The organism is Streptomyces sp. NPDC037410 (assembly GCF_055602235.1).
In genome coordinates this window covers 136,637-159,276 of record NZ_JBVJWR010000008.1, presented here as the reverse complement: position 1 = coordinate 159,276, position 22,640 = coordinate 136,637, and the positions used below count along the sequence as shown (strand labels likewise).

Annotated in this window: 20 protein-coding genes; 12 read left to right on the top strand and 8 right to left on the bottom strand. The window is 72.3% G+C overall.

Annotated elements, in window-relative coordinates:
- Positions 1-12 precede the first annotated feature (12 nt).
- Positions 13-924: a UTP--glucose-1-phosphate uridylyltransferase GalU gene (galU, locus tag ACZ7HT_RS15680; RefSeq protein ID WP_471165280.1), complete on the bottom strand. Its 912-nt coding sequence runs from the start codon at positions 922-924 to the stop codon at positions 13-15.
- Between the two features lie 104 nt (positions 925-1,028).
- Between galU and ACZ7HT_RS15675 the strand changes: the two genes are divergently transcribed.
- A complete protein-coding gene (locus ACZ7HT_RS15675) occupies positions 1,029-1,622 on the top strand; it encodes a 5-formyltetrahydrofolate cyclo-ligase (RefSeq protein ID WP_471165278.1) in 594 nt (197 codons plus the stop codon).
- Here ACZ7HT_RS15675 and ACZ7HT_RS15670 read toward each other — a convergent pair.
- Entirely contained in the window at positions 1,612-4,365 is a 2,754-nt protein-coding gene (locus tag ACZ7HT_RS15670; protein ID WP_471165275.1) for a penicillin acylase family protein, read from the bottom strand. The two genes, ACZ7HT_RS15675 and ACZ7HT_RS15670, sit on opposite strands and share 11 nt — an antisense overlap.
- A 214-nt stretch (positions 4,366-4,579) precedes the next feature.
- On the opposite strand from ACZ7HT_RS15670, the gene ACZ7HT_RS15665 reads away from it, so the two are divergent.
- The 6 genes from ACZ7HT_RS15665 to mscL all read left to right on the top strand — a co-directional run bounded on the left by ACZ7HT_RS15665 (position 4,580) and on the right by mscL (position 10,417).
- Entirely contained in the window at positions 4,580-6,166 is a 1,587-nt protein-coding gene (locus ACZ7HT_RS15665; RefSeq protein WP_471165712.1) for a potassium/proton antiporter, read from the top strand.
- Between the two features lie 275 nt (positions 6,167-6,441).
- Positions 6,442-7,719 carry an MFS transporter gene (locus tag ACZ7HT_RS15660; protein WP_471165273.1) on the top strand — a complete coding sequence of 426 codons (1,278 nt, stop codon included), beginning with the start codon at positions 6,442-6,444 and terminating at the stop codon, positions 7,717-7,719.
- 68 nt (positions 7,720-7,787) lie between these two features.
- Positions 7,788-8,123, top strand: coding sequence for an FmdB family zinc ribbon protein (locus ACZ7HT_RS15655; RefSeq protein WP_471165271.1), 336 nt, complete (start codon positions 7,788-7,790; stop codon positions 8,121-8,123).
- A 147-nt stretch (positions 8,124-8,270) separates the two neighbouring features.
- Positions 8,271-9,116: an S-methyl-5'-thioadenosine phosphorylase gene (locus ACZ7HT_RS15650; protein WP_471165268.1), complete on the top strand. Its 846-nt coding sequence runs from the start codon at positions 8,271-8,273 to the stop codon at positions 9,114-9,116.
- Between the two features lie 146 nt (positions 9,117-9,262).
- Positions 9,263-9,781: a hypothetical protein gene (locus ACZ7HT_RS15645; RefSeq protein WP_471165266.1), complete on the top strand. Its 519-nt coding sequence runs from the start codon at positions 9,263-9,265 to the stop codon at positions 9,779-9,781.
- Between the two features lie 114 nt (positions 9,782-9,895).
- Positions 9,896-10,417 carry a large conductance mechanosensitive channel protein MscL gene (gene mscL, locus ACZ7HT_RS15640; protein ID WP_471165263.1) on the top strand — a complete coding sequence of 174 codons (522 nt, stop codon included), beginning with the start codon at positions 9,896-9,898 and terminating at the stop codon, positions 10,415-10,417.
- 16 nt (positions 10,418-10,433) lie between these two features.
- Here mscL and ACZ7HT_RS15635 read toward each other — a convergent pair whose 3' ends face one another.
- Genes ACZ7HT_RS15635 through ACZ7HT_RS15610 form a run of 6 tightly spaced genes read right to left on the bottom strand, consistent with a single transcriptional unit; the run spans position 10,434 to position 15,771 of the window.
- Positions 10,434-10,658 carry a hypothetical protein gene (locus ACZ7HT_RS15635; RefSeq protein WP_471165260.1) on the bottom strand — a complete coding sequence of 75 codons (225 nt, stop codon included), beginning with the start codon at positions 10,656-10,658 and terminating at the stop codon, positions 10,434-10,436.
- A gap of 42 nt (positions 10,659-10,700) precedes the next feature.
- Complete coding sequence (locus ACZ7HT_RS15630) at positions 10,701-11,114, bottom strand: hypothetical protein (RefSeq protein WP_471165710.1); 414 nt, start codon at positions 11,112-11,114, stop codon at positions 10,701-10,703.
- Positions 11,021-11,701 carry a QcrA and Rieske domain-containing protein gene (locus ACZ7HT_RS15625; RefSeq protein WP_471165257.1) on the bottom strand — a complete coding sequence of 227 codons (681 nt, stop codon included), beginning with the start codon at positions 11,699-11,701 and terminating at the stop codon, positions 11,021-11,023. The genes ACZ7HT_RS15630 and ACZ7HT_RS15625 overlap by 94 nt, the downstream gene beginning before the upstream one ends.
- Positions 11,698-12,297, bottom strand: coding sequence for a 4Fe-4S dicluster domain-containing protein (locus tag ACZ7HT_RS15620; protein WP_471165255.1), 600 nt, complete (start codon positions 12,295-12,297; stop codon positions 11,698-11,700). The genes ACZ7HT_RS15625 and ACZ7HT_RS15620 overlap by 4 nt, the downstream gene beginning before the upstream one ends.
- Positions 12,298-12,304: 7 nt before the next feature.
- A complete protein-coding gene (locus tag ACZ7HT_RS15615) occupies positions 12,305-14,629 on the bottom strand; it encodes a molybdopterin oxidoreductase family protein (protein WP_471165253.1) in 2,325 nt (774 codons plus the stop codon).
- Positions 14,626-15,771, bottom strand: coding sequence for an MFS transporter (locus tag ACZ7HT_RS15610; RefSeq protein WP_471165250.1), 1,146 nt, complete (start codon positions 15,769-15,771; stop codon positions 14,626-14,628). Before ACZ7HT_RS15610 ends, ACZ7HT_RS15615 begins: the two co-directional genes overlap by 4 nt.
- Positions 15,772-15,887: 116 nt before the next feature.
- On the opposite strand from ACZ7HT_RS15610, the gene ACZ7HT_RS15605 reads away from it, so the two are divergent.
- From ACZ7HT_RS15605 to ACZ7HT_RS15585, 5 genes are all read left to right on the top strand, one after another.
- Positions 15,888-17,069, top strand: coding sequence for a low temperature requirement protein A (locus ACZ7HT_RS15605; protein ID WP_471165247.1), 1,182 nt, complete (start codon positions 15,888-15,890; stop codon positions 17,067-17,069).
- 32 nt (positions 17,070-17,101) lie between these two features.
- On the top strand, positions 17,102-19,561 hold the full coding sequence (locus ACZ7HT_RS15600) for an ATP-binding protein (protein WP_471165245.1): 2,460 nt from the start codon (positions 17,102-17,104) through the stop codon (positions 19,559-19,561).
- A gap of 158 nt (positions 19,562-19,719) precedes the next feature.
- Positions 19,720-20,496: an SDR family oxidoreductase gene (locus ACZ7HT_RS15595; protein WP_471165243.1), complete on the top strand. Its 777-nt coding sequence runs from the start codon at positions 19,720-19,722 to the stop codon at positions 20,494-20,496.
- A gap of 26 nt (positions 20,497-20,522) precedes the next feature.
- On the top strand, positions 20,523-21,608 hold the full coding sequence (locus tag ACZ7HT_RS15590) for a P1 family peptidase (RefSeq protein ID WP_471165241.1): 1,086 nt from the start codon (positions 20,523-20,525) through the stop codon (positions 21,606-21,608).
- A gap of 72 nt (positions 21,609-21,680) precedes the next feature.
- The gene (locus tag ACZ7HT_RS15585; RefSeq protein ID WP_471165238.1) at positions 21,681-22,523 is read left to right on the top strand and encodes a DUF6227 family protein; all 843 of its coding nucleotides are present in this window, start codon (positions 21,681-21,683) and stop codon (positions 22,521-22,523) included.
- Positions 22,524-22,640 lie beyond the last annotated feature (117 nt).

Here is a 22,640-nt window from a genome sequence, read left to right as displayed (position 1 = left end):
CTGCTCAAGGTCCTACATCTCCTCGCTGACGTATCTCCGGAGCCAGGCCCGGAAGTCCGGTCCCAGATCTTCACGTTCGCACGCGAGTCTGACAATGGCACGCAGATAGTCGCCGCGGTCGCCGGTGTCATAGCGGCGGCCCTTGAACACGACGCCGTGCACCGGGCCGCCGATCTTCTCGTCCGAGGCGAGTTTCTGCAGGGCGTCGGTCAGCTGGATCTCGCCGCCGCGGCCCGGCTCGGTCTCCCGCAACGTGTCGAAAACGGCCGGATCCAGTACGTAACGGCCGATGATCGCGTAATTGCTGGGCGCCTCGCCCGGGTCCGGCTTCTCGACCAGATCCGTCACCTTCACCACGTCCGAGTCGGCGGTCGGCTCGACCGCCGCGCAGCCGTACAGGTGGATCTGCGAGGGCTCGACCTCCATGAGGGCGATGACGCTGCCGCCCTCCCGCTCCTGGACGTCCACCATCCGCGCGAGCAGCGGGTCGCGCGGGTCGATCAGGTCGTCGCCGAGGAGGACCGCGAAGGGCTGGTCGCCGACGTGCGGGGCGGCGCAGAGCACGGCGTGCCCGAGGCCGCGCGGGGCGCCCTGGCGGACGTAGTGCATGGTGGCCAGGTCGCTGGACTCCTGGACCTTGGAGAGGCGTTCCGCGTCGCCCTTCCGGCTCAGAGCTTCCTCCAGCTCGTAGTTCCGGTCGAAGTGGTCCTCCAGGGGACGCTTGTTCCGGCCGGTGATCATCAGAACGTCCGAGAGCCCGGCCGCGACGGCCTCCTCGACGACGTACTGGATCGCCGGCTTGTCGACGACCGGCAGCATCTCCTTCGGCGTCGCCTTGGTCGCCGGGAGGAAGCGGGTACCGAGACCGGCGGCGGGGATGACAGCCTTGCTGATCCGGCCGAGCCTGGGGAGCGACTGATTCATGCCGTGCACCTTAGTCGGTCGGAATGAGAAGAAGATGTGCCTTCGGTTAACTTCCTTCACATAAAGACAGTTACGAGAATTTCGTTTATGCACACGAGGCCGTCATGACACCCGAGATGTCCGAAAAGACCATGCTGCGCAGCCGACTTCTGGCCGCCCGCGCCGCACTGACCCCCGAATCCCTCGTGGAATCCGCCGAATCCCTCGCCCGGCACGGCATGGAGCTCGCCGAACTCGCCGAGGCGGCCACCGTCGCCGCCTATGTGTCGGTGGGCCGCGAACCGGGCACGCGCGCGCTGCTCGACGCCCTCCACGCGCGCGGGGTGCGGGTCCTGCTCCCCGTCCTGCTCCCCGACAACGACCTGGACTGGGCGGCGTACGAGGGACCCGAGGCGCTCGCGAAGGCCGGGCGCGGCCTCCTGGAGCCCACCGGACCCCGACTCGGCCCCGAGGCCGTGTGCGCCGCCGGCGCCGTGCTGCTGCCGGGCCTCGCCGTCGACGGGCGCGGGATGCGGCTCGGGCGGGGCGGCGGCTCGTACGACCGGGTCCTCGCCCGGCTCGCACGCGCGGGCGTGGATCCCGCCCTGGTGGTGTTCCTCTACGCGGACGAGGTGGTCGCCCGGGTCCCGGAGGAACCGCACGACCACCCCGTGCACGCGGTGGTGACCCCGGCGGGGGTCACCCGCTTCAAGGCTTGAGCACCAGCGTGTCCTTCGCCGCCGCGTCGACCGCCGCCTTGCCGTAGGCCCAGTCGTACAGCTCGCCCTTCGCCCAGGCGTCCGTCTGGTCGGTGTAGTTCGAGTGGAAGGCGTGCCCGGAGGCACCGGTCAGGTTGACCCACCGGGACTTGTCCCAGTCGCCGACGTTGACGACCATCCGCATCGACGGCACCCAGATGACGTCGTAGCCGCCGGCCGCGTTCCAGCCGGTGGCGTCGACGGCCGCCTCGCCGCCGCCCAGGTTCCACGGGCCGCGGTTGAGGAGCTTCTGCACGACGCCGGGTCCGGCGGTGCCGAGGGTCTGGTTCTTCAGGGTCAGCTGGTGCAGCCGGCCCCAGCTCCAGGTGGAGACGTCCTTGCCGAGCTTGGCGGTCAGCTCCCAGCGGGCGTCCTTCATGGCCTGGGCGAGCAGCTGGTCACGGGTCTCGGTGGGCGCGTCGAGCCGGTTGCCCGGGGTGACCCACCACTCGCTCTTCTCCTGCTTGAGGAGCGGGCGGACCACCTCGTACCAGCGGTCGCCGCCGTCCGGCTGCGCCGAGTCCGGGTCGCGCTCGCCGCACTCGCGGACGAGCTTGTTCTGCTCGTCGACCGGTCCGGTGGCCTCGGCCGGGCGGACGCTGATGCAGTCGCCCTCGGCGCGCAGCTCCTTGGGCAGCTTGTTGCCGAAGGCCAGCTTGAGGACGTTGCGCCAGACCGCGTTGAAGTAGGCGGCGGCCGCCGAGTCGGGCTCCTGGGTGTAGTCCCAGCCCTCCAGGAGCTTCTGCGCCTCGCGGACGGACGGGTCGGCGATGTCGACCTTCAGCAGGAGCGGGTTGAGCAGCGTCGCGATCTCGCTGCGGTTGTCCGTCTGCATGGCCCGCATGTCGTCCGGCGAGATCTTGCCGCCGTCCTTGGTCTTCGACTCGATCAGGTCGTTGATCCGCTGGCTGCGCGAGCCGTAGCCCCAGTCCTTGGTGAGCAGGTCGGGGTAGGTCTTCTCGTCGATGACGGCCTGGTTGGCGGTGACGATGTAGCCGCGCGCCGGGTCGTACTCGTACGGCAGCTTCTCGAAGGGGATGTAGCCCTTCCACTTCCACGAGGAGTCCCAGCCGGGCGCGGGCAGGGTGCCGTCGCCCTTGGAGCGCTGCGGGATCTTGCCCGGCGACTGGTAGCCGATGTGACCCTCGGTGTCGGCGTAGATCAGGTTCTGGGACGGGACCTCGAAGTTCTTCGCGGCGGCCCGGAAGGTGGTGAAGTCCTTGGCGCGGTCGAGCGCGAAGATCGCGTCCATCGACCTGCCCGGCTGGAGGGCGGTCCACTGGAGGGAGACGCCGTAGCCGGTGCCGCGGTCGGGGGCGGCGTTGCCGACGGGGGCCTTCCGGCCGACGGACTCCAGCTCGGAGGAGCGGTCGGAGACGAGCGGTCCGTGCCCGGTGGAGCGGACGGTGATCTTGCGGTCCTCGCCGCCGGCGACCTTGATGGTCTCCTCGCGGCTCGTGAACGGCTTGACCTTGCCGTCGACGAGGTAGCCGTCGGGGCCGATCTTCTCCAGGTAGAGGTCGGTCACGTCGGCGCCGAGGTTGGTGAGACCCCAGGCGATCTTGTCGTTGTGGCCGATGATCACGCCGGGCATGCCGGAGAAGGTGTAGCCGGCGACGTCGTAGCGGCAGGTCGCCGAGACCGAGCGGCAGTGCAGGCCCATCTGGTACCAGAGGGACGGCAGCTGGGGCGCGAGGTGCGGGTCGTTGGCGAGCAGCGGCTTGCCGGAGGTGGTGAGCCGGGGGCCGACGACCCAGGAGTTCGAGCCGATGCCGTTGCCGTTCGGGCCGAGCAGCGCGGGGACGGTGTCGAGGACCTCGGAGAGCGCGCCGAGCTGGGAGGTGACGCCGCCGGACGAGGAGCCGCCGGGGCCGGTGCCCGGGGTGTCGCCGGTGGTCGTACCGTCACCCCCGCTCGCGTCCGCCTTCGGGTCGAACGCGCCGGTGGACTGGTCGACGGCGCCCTTGTCGACGATCGGCTGGTGCAGCGCGTACGGGTACTCCGGGTACAGCTGCTTGATCTGCTTCGTGCTCAGCCGGCTCGTCATCAGCGAGCGGTCGATCTCGTCCTGCATGTTGCCGCGCAGGTCCCAGGCCATCGCCTTGAGCCAGGCCACCGAGTCGACCGGGGTCCACGGCTCGATCGTGTAGTCGTTGGTGAGGGCGAGCGCCGCGTACTCGACGGACACGTCCTTCGGGGCGCGGTCCTTCAGATAGGCGTTGACGCCCTCCGCGTACGCCTGGAGGTACTTCTTCGTCTCCGGCGACAGGACCTTGTCGTACTCCTCCTGCGCGACCCGGCGCCAGCCGAGGGTGCGCAGGAAGGCGTCGGTGTCGACCTGGCTCTCGCCGAACATCTCGGAGAGCCGGCCGGCGGTCACGTGCCGGCGGACGTCCATCTCGTAGAACCGGTCCTGCGCCTGGACGTAGCCCTGCGCGCGGAAGAGGTCCGCCTCGCTGTCGGCGTAGATCTGCGGGATGCCGTTGGCGTCCCGCTTCACCTCGACGTCGGCGGAGAGCCTGTCGAGGCGGATCTCGCCGGTCGTCTGCGGGAACGAGGCCCGGACGGTGCTGACCCCCCAGTAGCCGCCGAAGCCGATGCCCACGACCAGTGCGAGGACCAGGACGAGGAGGAGAAGGCGGGCACGCCGCCCTTTCTTCTTGGCGGTCTTCTTGCCGGGGGGCGCGGACGTGTTGGAGGGCATCGCTGTCCTTCGAGGGGCAGGGTGATCCTGGAGTACGGGAGCAACCTTAGGCGCAGCGTCCGGACGGCCCGGACGCGGTGTCAGGAAGAGAACCGTACTGGTGAGCGACGAGACGCAAAGAGAGCGTCAAGAAAACGTTAAAGATTAGGTAAGGTAACGAAGTACCGGCCGCTGGAGGAACGATCCAGCCGCACGTGAGGGGAAGGAACGGCCACTGACTGTCCACCAGCTCAACGAACTCCTGCTCGTCTGCTCCCTCGTCCTGCTCGTGGCCGTCGCGGCCGTGCGGATCTCCTCCCGGAGCGGGCTCCCCAGCCTGCTGCTCTACCTGGGCATCGGCGTCGCCATCGGGCAGGACGGCATCGGCAACGTCGCCTTCGACAACGCGGAACTCACGCAGGTCATCGGCTACGCGGCCCTCGTCGTGATCCTCGCCGAGGGCGGCCTCGGCACGAAGTGGAAGGAGATCAAGCCGGCGCTTCCCGCCGCGGTCGTCCTCTCCACCGTCGGCGTCGCCGTCAGCGTCGGCGTCACCGCCGCCGGCGCCCACTACCTCGTCGGCCTCGACTGGCGCCAGGCCCTGATCATCGGCGCCGTCGTCTCCTCCACCGACGCGGCCGCCGTCTTCTCCGTCCTGCGCAAGGTGCCCCTCCCGCCGCGCGTCACCGGCGTCCTGGAGGCCGAGTCCGGCTTCAACGACGCCCCCGTCGTCATCCTCGTCGTCGCCTTCTCCACCGTCGGCCCCGTCGAGCACTGGTGGGTCCTCGTCGCCGAGATAGCCCTCGAACTCGCCATCGGCGTCGCCGTCGGCCTCGCCGTCGGCTTCCTCGGCGCCTACGGGCTGCGGCACATCGCCCTGCCCGCCTCCGGCCTGTACCCGATCGCCGTCATGGCCATCGCCGTCGTCGCGTACGCCGCCGGAGCCATGGCCCACGGCTCCGGCTTCCTCGCCGTCTACCTGGCCTCGATGGTCCTCGGCAACGCCAAGCTGCCCCACGCGCCCGCGAACCGCGGCTTCGCCGAGGGACTCGGCTGGATCGCGCAGATCGGCATGTTCGTCCTGCTCGGCCTGCTCGTCACCCCGCACGAGCTCGGCCACGACTTCTGGCCCGCCGTCGTCATCGGCCTCGTCCTGACGGTCGTCGCACGGCCCATGGAAGTCCTCATCAGCCTCGTGCCCTTCCGGATCCCCTGGCAGGAGCAGGCCCTGATGTCCTGGGCCGGCCTGCGCGGAGCCGTCCCCATCATCCTCGCCACCATCCCCATGGTGTCCGGGATCGACGGCAGCGAGCGGATCTTCAACATCGTCTTCGTCCTCGTCGTCGTCTACACCCTCGTCCAGGGCCCGACGCTGCCCTGGCTCGCGAAGGCCCTCAAACTGGGCGACTCCACCGAGGCCGCCGACCTCGGCGTCGAGTCCGCCCCGCTGGAACGACTGCGCGGACACCTCCTCTCCGTCGCCATCCCCGAGCACTCCCGGATGCACGGCGTCGAGGTCGCCGAGCTGCGCCTGCCCGCAGGAGCCGCGGTCACCCTCGTCGTACGGGAGGACAGCAGCTTCGTCCCCGGGCCCTCAACCGTCCTGCGGCACGGCGACGAACTCCTCGTCGTCGCCACCGACCCCGTACGGGACGCCACCGAACGGCGGCTCCGGGCCGTCGGCCAGGGCGGCAAGCTCGCCGGCTGGCTCGGCACCGGGGGCGCGACGGCGGCCTCGGCACCGTCGGCGACGGGACGCTTCCACCTGCCGGGCGGCGACCGCCAGAAGCCGCCGGGCAGCGACCGACGCAAGGAAACCTAGAGAAACTCGGGGTTAATCCCAGGCATTAATTCAGGTGCGGGAGCGTTTTCCCAGGATTCCCAGGCGGGAAGACGCTCTTCCCTGTACCATGAAGGCACACCATCGAACCAACTCTGCCTGACGCAGAGCTGGCGCGACCGTATGGCGGCCGTGGCGCCCCTCCGCAGTGGGGCCGGCCCGGTATCTACCGCAGTAACGCGCATGAGGACAGCTCTCGGCGACACCCGCACCACCGTGCAGGGAGCGCGCTACCAGGCGGCAGAAAGGCAAGGACCGTGGCGTCCACGGTCATCTCGGACAAGCGGCCCGGCTACGGGCAGCTGCTGCGCACACCCGGCGCACTGTCCTTCCTGCTCCCCGGCTTCGCCGCCCGGCAGCCCTTCGCGATGCTGACCATCGGCATCGTCCTGCTCGTCCAGCACACCACCGGATCCTTCGGCAGCGCCGGCGCGGTCGCCGCCGTCACCGGCGTCTCCATGGCGCTCTTCGCCCCCCAGAGCGGCAAGCTCGCCGACCGCTTCGGCCAGCGCGCCGTCCTGATCCCCGGCGTCCTCGTCCACACCGCCGCCGTCTCCCTGCTCGTCGCCCTCGCCCTGGCCGGCGCCCCGCTGTGGGCGCTGTTCCTGGCCGCCGTCCCCGCCGGAGCCTCCGTGCCCCAGGTCGGGCCGATGGTCCGGGCCCGCTGGGCCGCCAAGCTGGACGGCACCCCCCTGATGCCGACGGCCGCCGCCTTCGAATCCGTCACCGACGAGTTCACCTTCGTCGTCGGCCCCGTCCTCGCGACCGCCCTGTGCACCGGCATCCACCCCGCCGCCGGCCTGATCGCCGAAGCCGCCCTCACCCTCGTCGGCGGCCTGTTCTTCGCCGCACAGCGCGCCACCCAGCCCGCGTACGGCCTGACCGCCGCCGGCCACGGCAGCGGCGAACCGCGCCGCTCCGCCCTGTCCATCCCGGGCGTCCGCGTCCTCGTCGTCGCCTTCCTCGGCATCGGCTCCGTCTTCGGCGGCATGCAGGTCTCCCTCACCGCCTTCACCGAGGAGATCGGCAACCCCGGCGCCAACGGCCTGCTGTACGGGATCTTCGCCGCCGGCAACATGCTCGCCGGCATCGCCATGGGCGCCATCGCCTGGAAGACCGGCCCCCGCCGCCGCCTCATCCTGGGCTACGCGGGCCTCACCGTCGCCGCCTCCCTGCTGTGGACCGCGCACTCCGTGCTGCTCCTCGGCGCCCTGGGCCTCGTCGTCGGCCTGTGCATCGCCCCCGCCCTGATCACCGGCTACACCATCGTCGAGACCCTGATCCCGGCCTCGGCCCGTACCGAGGCCTTCACCTGGCTCACCGGCGCCGTCGCGCTCGGCCAGGCCGCGGCCGTCACGGTCGCCGGCCGCCTCGCCGACGCACACGGCGCGAGCACCGGATTCCTGGTCCCGATGGCGGGCACGGCCCTCGCCCTGATCACGCTCCTCGCCCTGCGGTCGCGGCTGAAGCCCCGCGAGGCGAGCCGGGTCGCGGCACGTGGTATCGGTCACCGCGTGCCCGTGGCGGTGGACTGAACCTCAGGAATACGTCACTATGGATCGTCGTTAGCACTCGATGAGTGTGAGTGCCAGGAGGAAGTCAAGTGCCGACCTACCAGTACCAGTGCACCGAGTGCGGCGAAGGCCTCGAGGCGGTGCAGAAGTTCACCGATGACGCCCTGACCGAGTGCCCCAGCTGCCACGGACGCCTCAAGAAGGTGTTCTCGGCCGTCGGCATCGTCTTCAAGGGCTCCGGCTTCTACCGGAACGACAGCCGCGGCTCGTCGTCCAGCAGCTCGCCGGCCTCGTCGAAGTCCTCGACCTCGTCGTCGTCCTCTTCGACGTCGTCTTCGTCGTCCTCGTCGGACTCGAAGCCGGCCGCCTCGACCGCTTCCTCCTCCTCGACGTCCTCGTCGAGCACCGGAAGCTCGGCCGCCTGATCGTTCTTCACCGAGGGCCCCGTCGCCGTGTGCGACGGGGCCCTCGGTGTTTCCGTACGCCCTCGGTGTCTCCGTACAGCGCGCGCCACGGGCCCTCGGTGTTTCCGTACGCCCGCGCTTCCGCGAGTCCTGCGTAGGGTGACCGGCATGGCCAACCATGACGTGTACGCGGACATCGGCGTGATCGGCGGCTCCGGGTTCTACTCGTTCCTGGAGGACGTCACCGAGGTGTCCGTCGACACCCCGTACGGCAGCCCCAGCGACTCCCTGTTCCTCGGCGCGATCGCCGGCCGGCGGGTCGCCTTCCTCCCTCGGCACGGCCGCGGCCACACCGTCCCGCCGCAACGGATCAACTACCGCGCCAACCTCTGGGCCCTGCGCTCCGTGGGCGTACGCCAGGTCCTCGGGCCCTGCGCCGTCGGCGGGCTGCGCGAGGAGTACGGGCCCGGCACGCTCGTCGTGCCCGACCAGCTCGTCGACCGCACGAAGAGCCGGGCGCAGACCTACTTCGACGGGGAACGGCGGGCCGACGGGGCCGTGCCCCACGTCGTCCACGTGACCTTCGCCGACCCCTACTGCCCGGACGGGCGGCGGGCCGCGGTCAAGGCCGCCCGGGGACGCGGCTGGGAGCCCGTCGACGGCGGCACGATGGTCGTCGTCGAGGGCCCCCGCTTCTCCACCCGCGCCGAATCGCGCTGGCACGCCGCCGCCGGCTGGTCCGTCGTCGGCATGACCGGACACCCCGAGGCCGTCCTCGCCCGCGAGCTGGGCCTCTGCTACACCTCGCTCGCCCTCGTCACCGACCTGGACGCGGGCGCCGAGACCGGCGACGGCGTCTCGCACACCGAGGTGCTGCGGGTCTTCGGCGAGAACGTGGGACGGCTGCGGGAGGTGCTCTTCGACGCGGTGGGGGCCCTGCCGGCGACGGTCGACCGGGACTGCCTGTGCACACGGGCGCACGAGGGCTGGGACTTGGGGATCGAGCTGCCGTAGACGCCCAGGGGGTGCGGCTGTAAACCACCCTGGCGAGTGGGGAGGTTGTCCACAGGCGCGGGGTGATCCCCAGGCCGGAGCGGGGCGGGGGCGGAGTCGGGAAAGTGGGAGCACATCCCGTTCCCGACAGGACAGGCGGCACCCCCATGACCCTGACGACGACCTCCCCTTCCTCCGTCCCTCCCCCGTGCGCGGTGCCGGCGTTCGAGCCGCTACGGGTCGGGGGCGCCCGGCACCGGCTGCGGCGGGCGCTCCGGCGGGGGCGGCTCGTACCGGCGCTGCTCCTGGCCCTGACGGCGGGCGCGCTGGCCGTGGCGACCACGGGTGCCGCTCCGACCGCACCGCATCGGCCGACGCCCGCCCGCGCGCGGCCGCCCGCCCCCGTACCCCTGGTGTCCGCGCCGGTACGGATCGCCGACGCCGCGACCGTACGGCTGCTGCGGCCCGGAGACCGGGTCGACGTCATCGCCGCGCCCGACTCGCCGCTGGGCGGGGAGAGCGAGGCCCGGGTGGTCGCGACGGGAGCCCGAGTGGCCGAAGTCCCACGGCCGGGCGAGACGCGACCGGACGGAGGGGCGCTCGTCGTCCTGTCCGTGCCGCGGTCGGCCGCGGCGGTGCTGGCAGGTGCCGGTGTCACGTCCCAACTGGCGGTGACGGTGTGCTGATTCGCACTGACTCACTGTCAAGTCACCGTCCCGTGTGTACGGATTGGACGCCCTTGCACAGTTCACGGCCTAATGGCTCCGCACAGAGCCGTACACACGACGAAAGGCACCTCGGTGGCCGAGAAGAAGGAAAGTTTGATGGCGGGCTTCAAGGCCTTCCTGATGCGGGGCAACGTGATCGACCTGGCGGTGGCGGTCGTCATCGGTGCCGCCTTCACGAACATCGTGAACTCGGTGGTCAAGGGGATCATCAACCCGATCGTCGGCGCCTTCGGCACCAAGGACCTGGAGGGCTACGCGTCCTGCCTCAAGGACCCCTGCCGCGTGGTCAACGGCGAGATGCAGGGCATCCAGATCCAGTGGGGTCTGGTCCTCAGCGCGGTCCTGAGCTTCCTGATCACCGCGGCCGTCGTCTACTTCCTCATGGTGCTGCCGATGGCGAAGATCCTCGCCAAGCGCGCCGCGGCCGAGAGGGCGAAGGAGGGCGTCGAGGAGGTCCTGGAGGTCAGCGAGCTGGAGGTCCTCAAGGAGATCCGGGACCACCTGGTCTCCCAGCGCGGCCCGTCCATGAACAACACGACGCCGGGCTCCGCGGTCTCCGGTGGCGGGAGCGCGGGGGCGCACTCCACCTCCTGACCGGCGCGGGCCGGTGTCAGAGGTGGTGCGGCGGCTTCTCGTCGAGGAAGCGCGCGAGGTCGGTGGCGCTGTCGCCGCCGGCCGGAGGCCGCTCGCCCCACCCGCGGTCCGTGTCGTCCGCGGATTGCTGGTCCAGCGGATCGTCGAAGACGAGTACCGGCTTCTTCGGAGTGTTCTCGGGGCTGGACTTCATGCCGGGCTGCTTCGCGTCTCGCGGTCCGTGGGCGGGGGCGGTGCTCATCTCTTCAGACTACGCCTGCTCAACCGCCCCGTACCCCTCTGATCAGCGGTCTTCCGGGTCGATCGCCCACAGGCCCAGGACCACCAGGAACGACAGGACGAGGAAGCCCGCGCCCCACCAGGCGGTGCCGGTGTTCCCGGACATCCACTCGTCCACCACGACGGTCAGCCCCCAGAGCTGGCCGATCACCACCGTGAGCGCCAGCGCCAGCCGCGCCGACAGCTTCGACGACCGCTCCGGCTCCTGCTCCGTACCGGCCCCGGGTCCCGGCCCGGTGTGCCGGATCCGGGGATCGCCGTACCCACTGGTGGCCCGGATCTGCGGGTACCGCTCGTGCACGGGCCGGTTCAACCGGGGGTCGGTCATGCGCGCCCACTCCTCTCGGCCCCGCCGCGCGTGTCGGCGGCCGCGCGCTCCTTGGGCGTGTCGGTGGCCTCGCCCTCCAGGCGGGCGCAGAGGGGGCTGCCGGTGCCGCGCTGGCGGCAGTAGCCCTCCTGGAGGCTTTCGCCGGAGCGGGCGGTGCCGATGGCCCAGACGCTGCCGTCGACCTGTTCGATCAGGATCACCTTGGGCAGGCCGCGCGGGGGCGGGCCGGCGGTGACCTCGCCCGTGCGGGCGTCGAAGACGCCCTCGTGGCAGGGGCAGTACAGCTCGCCCTCGCTCCCCCGGTCGCTGCGCCACAGGACGGCGCAGGCGAGGTGGGTGCAGACGGCGGAGTAGCCGGCGAGGGTGCCGTCGTCCATGCGGACGGCGATCGCCCGGTCCTCGTCGCCCGGGTAGCGGAAGGCGAGCGACTCGCCGGGTTCGATCCGGTCGGCGATCTTCTTGATCGCGGGGAGGCCGTCGGGGTCGCCGTGCCGGTGCAGGATGCCGGAGGCGACGGCGACGCCGCCGACGGCGAGGCCGCCGGAGACGGTGGCGACGATCCGCAGGTAGTCGCGGCGGGTGGTGAGGGAGTCGGCGGCGATCCGGTCGTGGAGCGCTTCCCTGGCCGCGTCGGTGCGCGGGTCGGGTGCCGGTGGCTGCGGGTCGGTGACGCTCAACGTACGTCCCTTCCGTTGATCTCGACGACGGGGAGCCCGCCGGGCACCGGCCACTGGACCTTGTCGGCGGGGACGACCATCGCCACTCCGGTGGTGACGGTGGTGCCGCCGAAGGTGAAGGAGTCGGCGACCTGGACGCCGGGCCGCTCGGCGCGGAGCTCGTCGAGGGTTCCGTAGAAGAGGGCGCCGGTGGGGCAGACGGTGGCGCACATCGGGGCGAGGCCGGAGGCGGTGCGGTCGTAGCAGAGGTTGCACTTCATCTGGAGCTTCGCCTGGAGGTCGATCTTCGGTACGCCGAAGGGGCAGGCGTTGACGCAGTTGGCGCAGCCGATGCAGCGGGTGGTGTCGGCCTGCTGCACGACGCCGTCGGCGGTGACGAGGATCGCGTCGGCGGGGCAGACCTCGGCGCAGGGGGCGACGGGGTCCTCGCAGTGCATGCAGACGGTGGGGAGGGAGGCGACGGAGTGGCCCTCGTCGGGGTAGTCGAGGTGGATCATCGATTTGCCGCGGTGCGAGTCGCATTCGCGGCAGGCGGAGACGCAGGCCTGGCAGCCGATGCAGCGGCCGGGGTCGATGAAGATCGTGCGGCCCATCATGTGCGGGTCAGCTCCTCTCCGCGGTGCCGCGGCCCTGGGGTGAGGTGGGGGGCAGCGGGTCGGTGCGGGAGACCTGGGTCTCCGGGTAGGCCTGCTGTCCGGGGGCGGTGGGCGGGGCGGGGACCTCGTCGACGCGGTCGGCGGCCTCGATGCGGGCGGCGCACACCTTGTACTCGGGGATCTTGGAGCGCGGGTCGAGGGCGTCGATGGTGAGGGCGTTCGCGGCGGTGGGGACGGGCCAGTGGTAGGGCACGAAGACGGTGTCGGGGCGGATGGCCTCGGTGACGAGTGCGGGGAAGACCTCGCTGCCGCGGCGGGTGACGACGCGGACGGGGTCGCCGTTGCGGAAGCCGTGCGAGGGGTGGACCTCGACCCAGGGGCGGGGGGTCTGTTCGACGAGGGCGCCGAGGCGGCGGGTCTGGTTGCCGGAGAGGAAGTGGGCGACGGTGCGGCCGGTGGTGAGCGAGAGGGGGTACTCGTCGCTGTACGGGTCCATGGGCGGGTGCCATGCGACGGTCTGCAGGTGGATCCTGCCGTCGGGGTGGTAGGTCCGGCCGTCCTCGAAGAGGCGGGGGGTGCCGGGGTGGTCGGTGGAGGGGCAGGGCCAGGCGATGCCGCCGGTCTCCTCCAGGCGTTCGTACGTGATGCCGTAGTAGTCGTTGACGGTTCCGGCGGAGGCGGTGCGGAGCTCCTCGAAGACGGAGCGGGAGTCGGGGAAGGCGAACTTGTCGCCGGCGCCGAGCCTTTTGGCGAGTTCGCGGATGACCCAGGTGTCGGTGCGGACGCCGGCGGGTGGTTCCTGGGCCTTGTTGTGCTTGACGACCCGGGCCTCGGCGTTGGCCATGACGCCTTCGTCCTCGGCCCACACGGTGACGGGGAAGACGACGTGGGCGTTGGCGGCGGTCTCGGAGAGGAAGAAGTCGAACTGGGCGTGGAATTCGAGGGTGTCGTAGCCGTCCTTGACGGTGGCGTAGTTCGGGAGGGAGACGAAGGGGTTGTTGCAGATGCCGATGAGGCCGCGGATCTCCTGGCGCTGCATCTGCCAGACCATCTCCATCATGGAGGTGCCGGCGGGCGGGAGTTCGGCTTCGTCGATGCCCCAGATCTCGCAGATCTGGCGGCGGTGCTCGGGGTTGGTGATGGAGCGGCCGCCGGGGAGGAGGTCGGATTTCTGGCCGTGTTCGCGGCCGCCCTGGCCGTTGCCCTGGCCGGTGATGGTGCCGTAGCCGGCGCCGGGCCTGCCGATGTTCCCGGTGGCGACGCAGAGGTTGATGATCGACAGGCAGTTCTCGACGCCCTGGGAGTGGTGTTCGACGCCGCGGGCGTGCCAGGCCATGGCCTTGTCGGCGCCGGCGAACATGCGGGCGACCTGGACGATCTGTGCCTCGGGGACGCCGCAGATCTCGGCGGAGCGGGCGGGCGGGTAGTCGGCGACGGTCTTCCTTACCTCGTCCCAGCCGGTGGTGTGCGCGGCGAGGTAGGCCTCGTCGGTGAGGCCTTCGGCGACGACGACGTGCAGGACGGCGTTGAAGAACGCCGAGTCGGTGCCGGGTTTGAGGGCGACGTGGACGTCGGCGGTGCGCGCGATGGCGGTCTCGCGGGGGTCGACGACGATGAGGGTGGCGCCCCGGTCGCGGGCTCCCCACAGGTACTGGGTCATGACGGGGAAGCATTCGCCGACGTTGGAGCCGGCGATGAGGAGGCAGTCGGTGAGGAGGATGTCGGAGAAGGGGTTGCCGGCGCGGTCGATGCCGAAGGCGAGCTTGTTGGCTCCGGCGGCGGAGACCATGCAGAGGCGGCCGTTGTAGTCGACGTGCCGGGACTTGAGGGCGACGCGGGCGAACTTGCCGACGAGGTAGGTCTTCTCGGAGAAGAGGCTGGCGCCGCCGAGGAGCCCGAAGGAGTCGTTGCCGTGCTCGCCCTGGATGCGGCGGATCTCGGCGACGGTGTGGTCGAGGGCCTCTTCCCAGCTGACCTCGCGGAACTCCTCGTCGCGGCTGCGGCGCATGAGGGGTGCGGTGAGCCGGTCGGGGTGGTTGACCTGCTGGTAGGCGTTGATGCCCTTGGGGCAGAGCCGCATGCGGTTGATGTCGTGGTTGCGGGGTTCGACGCCGAAGACCTTGCCGTGGTGGTCGACGCGGAGGTACATGCCGCACTGGACGCCGCAGAAGCAGCAGTGGGTGGGGACGAGGGTCTCGCCGTGCTGGTCGGCGTGCCAGCGGTCGGCGGGGATGCCTCCGGCGTCGCGGAAGTTCCGGGTGCCGGGCGGGGCGAGGGAGGGATCGAGCGGCAGCGGCCGGCCGGGGGTGGTCGCGGGGTCGGTCGCGGTCACTTGAAGCCCTTCTTCACATGGTCGAGGTAGGCGGTGCCGCGGAGGACGCGTTTGCAGCGGGGGCAGTACTCGGCCCATTCGTCGAAGCCGAGGTCGAGGTCGCGCATGGTGCCGCGCAGGTTCGCGACGTACGGGGCGGTGTCGATGGGCTCGTGGCAGCGGCGGCAGGCGAGGACCTCGTCGTCGCCTTCGCCCTGGCCGCGGGAGGTGTACTTGAAGAGCTGCATGCCGACGGCGGCGGGCCGCTGGACGATGTGGAAGAACTTCCCGAAGGGGATGTAGATGAGGGTGAAGACGACGGACACCATGTGGAGGACGGCGAGGAACTGGTAGCCGCCGCCGTGCAGGAAGATCGAGGAGAAGGTCAGCAGCAGCCCGGTGACCGAGATGACGACGAGGGCGATCAGCGGCACCAGGTCGTAGGCGAAGCGCTGGCCGGTGATGGCGCCCCGGTCCTTCATGCGGCGCCAGAGGAAGTAGGCGGCGCCGGCGATGACGAGGACGGCTGCGATGTCGAGGCCGTGGAACATGAGCCAGCCGACGGCGTCGAGCGCGTCGAATCCGATGATCTCGAAGCCCCAGATCCGCATCTCGTAACCGGGCCCTGAGCCGGTGGCGGACGTGAAGGTGAACCAGCCCCAGGTGAGGGGGAAGGTGATGAGCGCGGCCAGGACGCAGCCCCAGAAGAGGAGCTGATGGGCGGCCCAGCGGGCGTGCGAGCGGGCGCCGAGGAACTTCTGGAAGCCGAGGTAGGTGGCGATCATCCTCGGCAGGGCGGTGGGCGCCCTGCGGAAGTTCGCGGCCGAGAAGAAGGAGCGCAGGCCCTGCCGGAAGAGGCGGCGGGCACCGGGGGCGGAGACCCAGACCGTGTAGCGGTAGGCGACGCCGAAGGCGAGGAAGACGGTGGCCACGGCGTAGGGCAGGAGGGCCGAGTCGAAGTCGCGGAGCAGACGGCTGCCGAAGACGATCGCGAGGATCAGCAGGACGGAGACGGCGGTGCCGGCGAGGACGGCGCGGCGGCGCACGGCCGCGGGGGTCTGCGGCGCGGGCGCGCCGGCCGCCGTGACGCCGGGCGCGGGGCCGGGGGCGGGGGCGCCGCCGGACGGGGGGCTCGGCTCGGCTGTCTGCGGTGGCTCGGTCACGCGGCCACGGTAAAGCCGTATGCCCCGTTGAGTCCTGTTTTGACTACTTTGAGAGTGATGTACGCCGGGCGTGGCAGGTGGGCGGGCCCGCCGCCCGCTCTGCTGTGCTGGGGCGCATGACACAACCGTTCCTGCCCCTCACCGCCCGCTCCCGCGAGGAGTCCCACCGGGTCGCCACTCCCCTGGAGCTCTTCTTCGACCTGTGTTTCGTCGTGGCCGTCGCCCAGGCGGGCGCCGAGCTCGTGCACGCGGTCGCCGAGGGCCACACCAGCCAGGGCATCGCCAACTACGCGATGATCTTCTTCGCGATCTGGTGGGCCTGGATGAACTTCTCCTGGTTCGCCTCGGCCTACGACAACGACGACGTCCTCTACCGGGTCATCACCCTCCTCCAGATCGCCGGCGTCCTCATCCTCGCCGCGGGTGTCACGAACGCCTTCGAGGAGCACGACTTCCTCGTCGTCTACCTCGGCTACGTGGTGATGCGGCTCGCCATGGCCTCGCAGTGGCTGCGCGCCGCCCACCACGCCACCGCCCCGGCCGAGCGGACGATGTGCCGCCGGTACGCGGGCGGGGTCCTCGTCGTCCAGATCGGCTGGCTCGCGCTGCTCCTCGCGCCCGAGCCGGCCCGCCCGTGGGTCTTCCTGGTCATGGCGCTCGCCGAGATGGCCGTACCGGTGTACGCGGAGAAGGACGCCCCCAGCACCTGGCACCCGCACCACATCGCCGAGCGGTACGGGCTGTTCACCATCATCGTGCTGGGCGAGACGGTCGCCGCGGCGACCGTCGCCGTGAAGACGGGCATCGCGGAGAACGACGCCCTCGGCGAGGTGCTGCCGATCGCCGCGGGCGGTCTGCTGCTCGTCTTCGCCGCCTGGTGGATCTACTTCGTCGTGCCCGCCCACGACCGGCTGACCTCGAGCCGCCAGGGCTTCCTGTGGGGCTACGGCCACTACGTGATCTTCGCGTCGGCCGCGGCCATCGGGGCGGGCCTGGAGATCGCCGTCGAGCAGTCCGTGGGCAAGGCCCACCTCTCCACGCTGGCCGCCTCCGCCGCCGTGACGATCCCGTCGGCCGTGTTCCTGCTGTCGGTGTGGCTGCTGCACGCCCGCTACTTCAAGGTCGGCATCGCGCAGCAACTGGTCCTGCCGGTCGCGTCGTTCGCGATCCTGATGTGCTCGTTCGCGGGCCGCTGGGCGGTGCTCGCGGCCGGGATCGTCGCGGCGGTCACGGTCGCGGCCGGGGTCACGCTGACGGCACGCAACCCGCGCACGCGCGCGACGGCGGAGGCGACCTGACGGGCCGCCGCCCGCCGGGCCACAATCCGCACATGATCTTCCACCTCCTCGGGCCGCTCGCGATGACGGACGTCACCGGAGCGCCGGTCCCCGCCGTCGGCGGCCCCAAGGTCCGGGCGCTGCTCGCACTCCTCCTCCTCGACGCGGGCAGGACCGTCCCGGTGGAGCGGCTCGTCGACGGGCTGTACGGGGACGAGCCCCCGGCCGGCGCCCAGGGCGCGCTCCAGGCCCAGGTGTCACGGCTGCGCCGGGCCCTCCCGCCGGGCGTGACGGTGGAGTTCTCGCCGGCCGGATACCGGCTGACGGTCGGGGACCCGGCCACGGACGTGGACGTCCTGCGCTTCGAGGCACTCGCCAGGGAGGGCACGAGGGCGGGCGACCCCGGCCGCGCGGCGGGCCTGCTGCGAGAAGCGCTCGGACTCTGGCGGGGACCGGCCCTGTCCGACGTCATGCACGCGCCGTTCGCGCCGGCCCAGGCGGCCCGACTTGAGGCCCTCCGACTCGACGCCGTGGAGGCGTGGGCGACCGCCGAGCTGGACGTCGGCGGCGACCTGACCGACCTCGTACGGGAGTTGGAGGAGTCGGTACGGCAGCAGCCCCTGCGGGAGCGGCTGCGGGGGCTGCAGATGCGGGCGCTCGGCGCGACGGGACGGCAGGCGGAGGCGCTCGCCGTGTACGAGAAGGTGCGGGCTGCCCTCGCCGAGGAGCTGGGGGCGGATCCGTCGCCGGAGCTGTCGGCCGTACACCTGGAGGTGCTGCGGGGCGGGGCGGCGGCGCGGAACCGTTCCGTCCCACCCCTGCCGGCGCCCCTGACGGACTTCGTGGGCCGCGCACGGGAACGCGAACGACTGGCCGCACTGCTGGGAGCCGCCCGCCTGGTGACCCTGGTGGGCCCGGGAGGCGCGGGCAAGACCCGCCTGGCGCTGGAGGTGGGGGCGGGGCTGCCGGGGGAGGTGGGGTTCGTGGACTTGGGGGCGGTGGGAGGTGCGGGCCCGGGTTCCGTTTCCGGTGAGGTCGGGGAGGCGTTCGCGGCGGCGCTCGGGGTACGGGGGGCGGCGCGGCTCGAAGCGGCCCTGGCCGGGCGGCCGGCGCTGCTGATCGTGGACAACTGCGAGCACGTCGTCACGGAGACGGCGCTGCTCGTACGACGGCTGCTCGCCGTCTGCCCCGGGCTGCGGGTGCTGACGACGAGCCGGGAGGCGCTCGGCATCACCGGGGAGTCCCTGCTGCCGCTGGGCGCGCTGGCGCCGGACGCGGCGGAGGAGCTGTTCGTGCGGCGGGCGGCGGCGGTCAGGCCCGGTTTCACGGGCCACGCGCGCGTGGCGGAGCTCTGCGCGGGGCTCGACGGGCTGCCGCTCGCGGTCGAGCTGGCGGCGGCGCGGATGCGGACCCTGTCCGTGGAGGAGCTGGCGGACGGTCTGGGGGCACGGTTCGAGCTGCTTTCGCGCGGGGACCGCACCGCGCCGGAGCGGCACCGCACGCTGCGGGCGGTGGTGGAGTGGAGCTGGTCGCTGCTCGAACCCGGCGAGCGGGAACTGGCCGCGCGGCTCTCGGTGTTCCGGGGCGGGGCGACGGCGGAGGCGGTGGCCCGGGTGTGCGGGGCGGACGCGGACGCGCTGGCGTCGCTGGTGGAGAAGTCGCTGGTGGAGGTACGGGACGACGGCCGGTACCGGATGCTGGAGACGATCCGGGCGTACGCGGCCGAGCGGCTCCCGGAGGCGGACCCGGTGGCCGCCGCCCACCACGCGTACTACCGGGAGCTCGCCGAGGCGGCCGATCCCGAACTGCGGGGGCCCGCCCAGCTGGAGTGGCTGGCCAGGCTGGACGCGGAGGACGCGAACCTGCGGGCGGCGCTGCGGCGCGGCACACCGGAGGACGGGCTGCGGCTGGTGGCGGCGCTCAGCCCGTACTGGTGGCTGCGCGGGCTCCGGGGCCGGGTGGCGGCGCCGGTCGCGGAGCTTCTGGACCGGGTGGAGCCGACGGCGGAACTCGGCGAGGAGTACGCGCTGTGCGTCCTGGCGGCGGGCCTGAGGGAGGGCGAGCAGGTGGACCGGGCACGGGGATTCCTCGCGGCTCGTACGGCTCCGCTGCGGCAGCCGTACACGGCCTTCCTCTGGTCGACGTCCATCGGCCCCGTGGAGGGCCTCCGCCTGGGCGACGACCCCTGGTCACACGCGTTGGGCCTGGTGGGCCACGCCCACCTGACGTCCTCGACGCCCCTCTTCACACAGGCCCTCACCGAATTCCGGGCACTCGGGGAACGCTGGGGCACGGCAACCGCCCTGGAAGGCCTCGCGGCCCACTCCCCCGCTCCCCTTCCCCTCCTCGCGGAGGCCCTGGCCCTCTTCGAGTCCCTGGGCGTCGCCGAGGACATCGTGGACCTCCTCCACCGCCGCGCCGCCGTCCACGAGGCGGCCGGTGATTCGGCGTCGGCGGCGGACGACCGCGCCCGCGCGACGGAGAGGGCCCGCCGCGCGGGACTTCCGGTCTGACCACCCCGCCGAACCCACCGGGGCGCACCGCCGACCCCCGTCCGGTGCGAGCCCGTCAGTGGCCGTCAGGCCGGCGTCAGTGGTTCGTCAGCGCGCCGCGCCAGTGTTCCTCCCGTGTCCCGGGGAGACGCCCCGGGCGCAGGCCCGAGGAGAACGCCATGCAGCAGCCCCGCACCGCCCTCGTCACCGGTTCCTCCCGCGGCATCGGGCGCGCCATCGCCCGTCGCCTCGCCGCCGACGGGATGGTCGTCGCCGTGCACTACGGGCAGGACGCCGCCGCCGCGCAGGAGACCGTGGACCTGATCGTCCGGGACGGCGGGCGGGCGTTCTCCGTCGGGGCCGACCTGGCCTCGCACGACGGCGTGTCCGCGCTCGTCGAGGGTGTCCGGGCCGGCCTCGCCGCCCACACCGGTGAGGCGGCACTCGACGTCCTGGTCAACAACGCCGCCGCGACCGCCTCCGGCGGGCACCTCGCCGACGAGACCCCCGAGCAGTTCGACCGCGTCTTCGCCGTCAACGTCCGGGCGCCGTACTTCCTCGTGCAGGGCCTGCTGCCGATGCTGCGGGACGGCGGCCGGATCATCAACATCGGTTCGGCCGTCACCCGCATCGCACTCGCCGACGAGCTGGCGTACGCGATGACGAAGGGCGCGATGGAGACCTTCACCCGCACGCTCGCCAACGTCGTCGGGCCGCGCCGGATCACCGTCAACACGGTCGCCCCCGGACCGACGCAGACCGGTGATCTCACCGCCGCCCTCGCCGCGATGCCGCAGCTGGAGGGCATGCTGATCGGCGGTCAGGCGCTGCCGTGGGTCGGGCAGCCGGAGGACATCGCCGACCCGGTGGCCTTCCTGGCCTCGGAGGACGGCCGCTGGATCACCGGCACCGTCGTCGACGCCTCCGGCGGCACGTACCTCGGACCGAAGCGCTGAGCCAAGCACCGTGGTAGGCAGGGGACATGACACCTCCCGAGGAGACGAACGGTCAGGACGACGGCATCACCGACGTGGGCGGGCTGCGCGTGGGCCACGCGCGCGTGGCCGGGCCCGGGGCGCTGAGCGGCACCACGGTGGTCCTGGCGCCGGAGGGCGGGGCGGTCGCCGCCGTGGACGTGCGGGGCGGCGGTCCCGGCACGCGGGAGACGGACGCCCTGGACCCGCGGAACGTGGTCCAGCGGATCGACGCGGTCGTCCTGACCGGCGGCAGCGCGTACGGCCTGGACGCGGCCGCCGGGGTGATGGCCTGGCTGGCGGAGCGGAACCGGGGCGTGCGGGTGGGCCCCGACCCGTCCCACGTGGTGCCGGTGGTGCCCGCCGCGTGCGTCTTCGACCTGGGCCGGGGCGGCGACTTCACCGCCCGCCCGGACGCGTCGACGGGCCGGGCCGCGGTGGAGGCGGCCGCCGCGAGCGGGGACCACGCGCGCGTGGAGACGGGCGCGGTCGGCGCGGGCACCGGGGCCGTGGCCGGCGGACTGCGCGGCGGAGTGGGGACGGCGAGCACCGTCCTGGAGTCGGGGATCACGGTCGGCGCGCTCGTGATCGTGAACGCGGCCGGCTCGGCCGTCGACCCGACGACCGGCGTCCCGTACGGCAGCTACTTCGAGCCCGGCCGGCCCGCCTTCCCGGCTACCGAGGTCCACGAGGCGGCCCAGCGGCGCCTCGCGGAGGCGCGGCAGGCGGCCGCCCCACCCCCGCTGAACACGACGCTCGCCGTCGTCGCCACGGACGCCGCACTGACCCGGGCCCAGGCGCAGAAGGTCGCGGGCACGGCGCACGACGGCATCGCGCGCGCGGTGCGCCCGGTGCACCTGATGAACGACGGGGACACGGTCTTCGCGCTCGCCACGGGGGCGCGGGAGCTGCCGGAGGGGCCGGGGCCGCTCGCCCTGAACGAGATCCTCGCGGCCGGTGCGGACCTCGTGACCCGGGCGATCGTCCGCGCGGTCCTCGCCGCCCCCGGCGGCCGGCGCGGGCCGGGCGGCGACTTCCCCTCGTACCGCGAGCTGTACGGGACGGACGCCGCCGCGGGGGCGTACTCCCGGTAAGCCCAAGGGAGTTGGAGGAAAAGGGCGGGAACTTCCCGAGCGGGCCCTTCGTTTTCCCGAACCCCGGACCAGATGTCAGACCCAGGGACTACGTTAAGCAAGCACCAAGTGACATGCGGCGACGGCCTGGAGACCCTCTTGAACGATCCGCAGGATCCTCACGATCCGTACGAGACGACCGAGACGCACCTTGAGCGGCTCCTCGGCCGGGCACTCAACTCCTTCGACCTGCCCGACTCGACCGTCGAGCGCCTCGGCACGGCGCTCGCCCACTCCAGCGCGCTGCACTCCTCGCACCACAGCGCGTCGCTGCACCGCACGACCCACCGCCACACGTATCTGCTCGCCGACGGCAGCGCGCTCAGCCTCTGGGAGCTCACGCACAACGCCGGCCGGGACGGCACCGAGCAGTTCGAGCTGTACGCGGAGGAGTCGGAGGCGCGGCTCGCCGCCTCCCGTCTCCCGACCGGACCGCTGCCCGGCTGGACGGCCGAGCACTCCGACGGCCGCGTCCTCGACGAGGACGACGACCTGGAGCTGCTGAGCGCGCTGCTCGCCCGCCCGATACCCGCCCAGCCCCGGATGTACGTGCCGGACAACTCCGCCGACCACGCGCGCCGCGTCCTGCGCCGCGCGGAGAACGCGGACCGGCCGGGCGAGCGGACGGCCCGCCGTCTCCGGCTGGCCTTCGCGCACCACATCACGCAGGCCTTCGGCCGCCCCTGCCCGGTGGAGGGCGGCCGGGACGCCGGCTTCACCCTCTACGAGCACCAGTTCCTGCTGCTCGACGGCAGCGAGGTCAGCCTCTGGGAGGTCGAGCACACGGCGACGCCGGACGGCCGGCACATGTGCGAGGTGTACGAGGACGAGCCCACGGCGCGGGGAGCGATGGAGTCCCGCTCGCGGGTGCGCTGACCTCGGACCGGGTACGGCGAGGGGGGGGGGGGGGGGGGGGGGGGGGGGGGGGGGGGGGGGGGGGGGGGGGCGGGGGTGGGGGGGGGGGGGGGGGGTTTTTTTTTTTTTGTCCCTTTT

Bases quoted from the DNA above. Each gene is read 5' to 3' on its own strand.
- galU (WP_471165280.1), bottom strand. From the start codon at position 924: ATGAATCAGTCGCTCCCCAGGCTCGGCCGGATCAGCAAGGCTGTCATC.
- ACZ7HT_RS15675 (WP_471165278.1), top strand. From the start codon at position 1,029: ATGACACCCGAGATGTCCGAAAAGACCATGCTGCGCAGCCGACTTCTG.
- ACZ7HT_RS15670 (WP_471165275.1), bottom strand. From the start codon at position 4,365: ATGCCCTCCAACACGTCCGCGCCCCCCGGCAAGAAGACCGCCAAGAAG.
- ACZ7HT_RS15650 (WP_471165268.1), top strand. From the start codon at position 8,271: ATGGCCAACCATGACGTGTACGCGGACATCGGCGTGATCGGCGGCTCC.
- ACZ7HT_RS15645 (WP_471165266.1), top strand. From the start codon at position 9,263: ATGACCCTGACGACGACCTCCCCTTCCTCCGTCCCTCCCCCGTGCGCG.
- ACZ7HT_RS15635 (WP_471165260.1), bottom strand. From the start codon at position 10,658: ATGAGCACCGCCCCCGCCCACGGACCGCGAGACGCGAAGCAGCCCGGC.
- ACZ7HT_RS15620 (WP_471165255.1), bottom strand. From the start codon at position 12,297: ATGATGGGCCGCACGATCTTCATCGACCCCGGCCGCTGCATCGGCTGC.
- ACZ7HT_RS15605 (WP_471165247.1), top strand. From the start codon at position 15,888: ATGACACAACCGTTCCTGCCCCTCACCGCCCGCTCCCGCGAGGAGTCC.
- ACZ7HT_RS15600 (WP_471165245.1), top strand. From the start codon at position 17,102: ATGATCTTCCACCTCCTCGGGCCGCTCGCGATGACGGACGTCACCGGA.
- ACZ7HT_RS15595 (WP_471165243.1), top strand. From the start codon at position 19,720: ATGCAGCAGCCCCGCACCGCCCTCGTCACCGGTTCCTCCCGCGGCATC.
- ACZ7HT_RS15590 (WP_471165241.1), top strand. From the start codon at position 20,523: ATGACACCTCCCGAGGAGACGAACGGTCAGGACGACGGCATCACCGAC.
- ACZ7HT_RS15585 (WP_471165238.1), top strand. From the start codon at position 21,681: ATGTCAGACCCAGGGACTACGTTAAGCAAGCACCAAGTGACATGCGGC.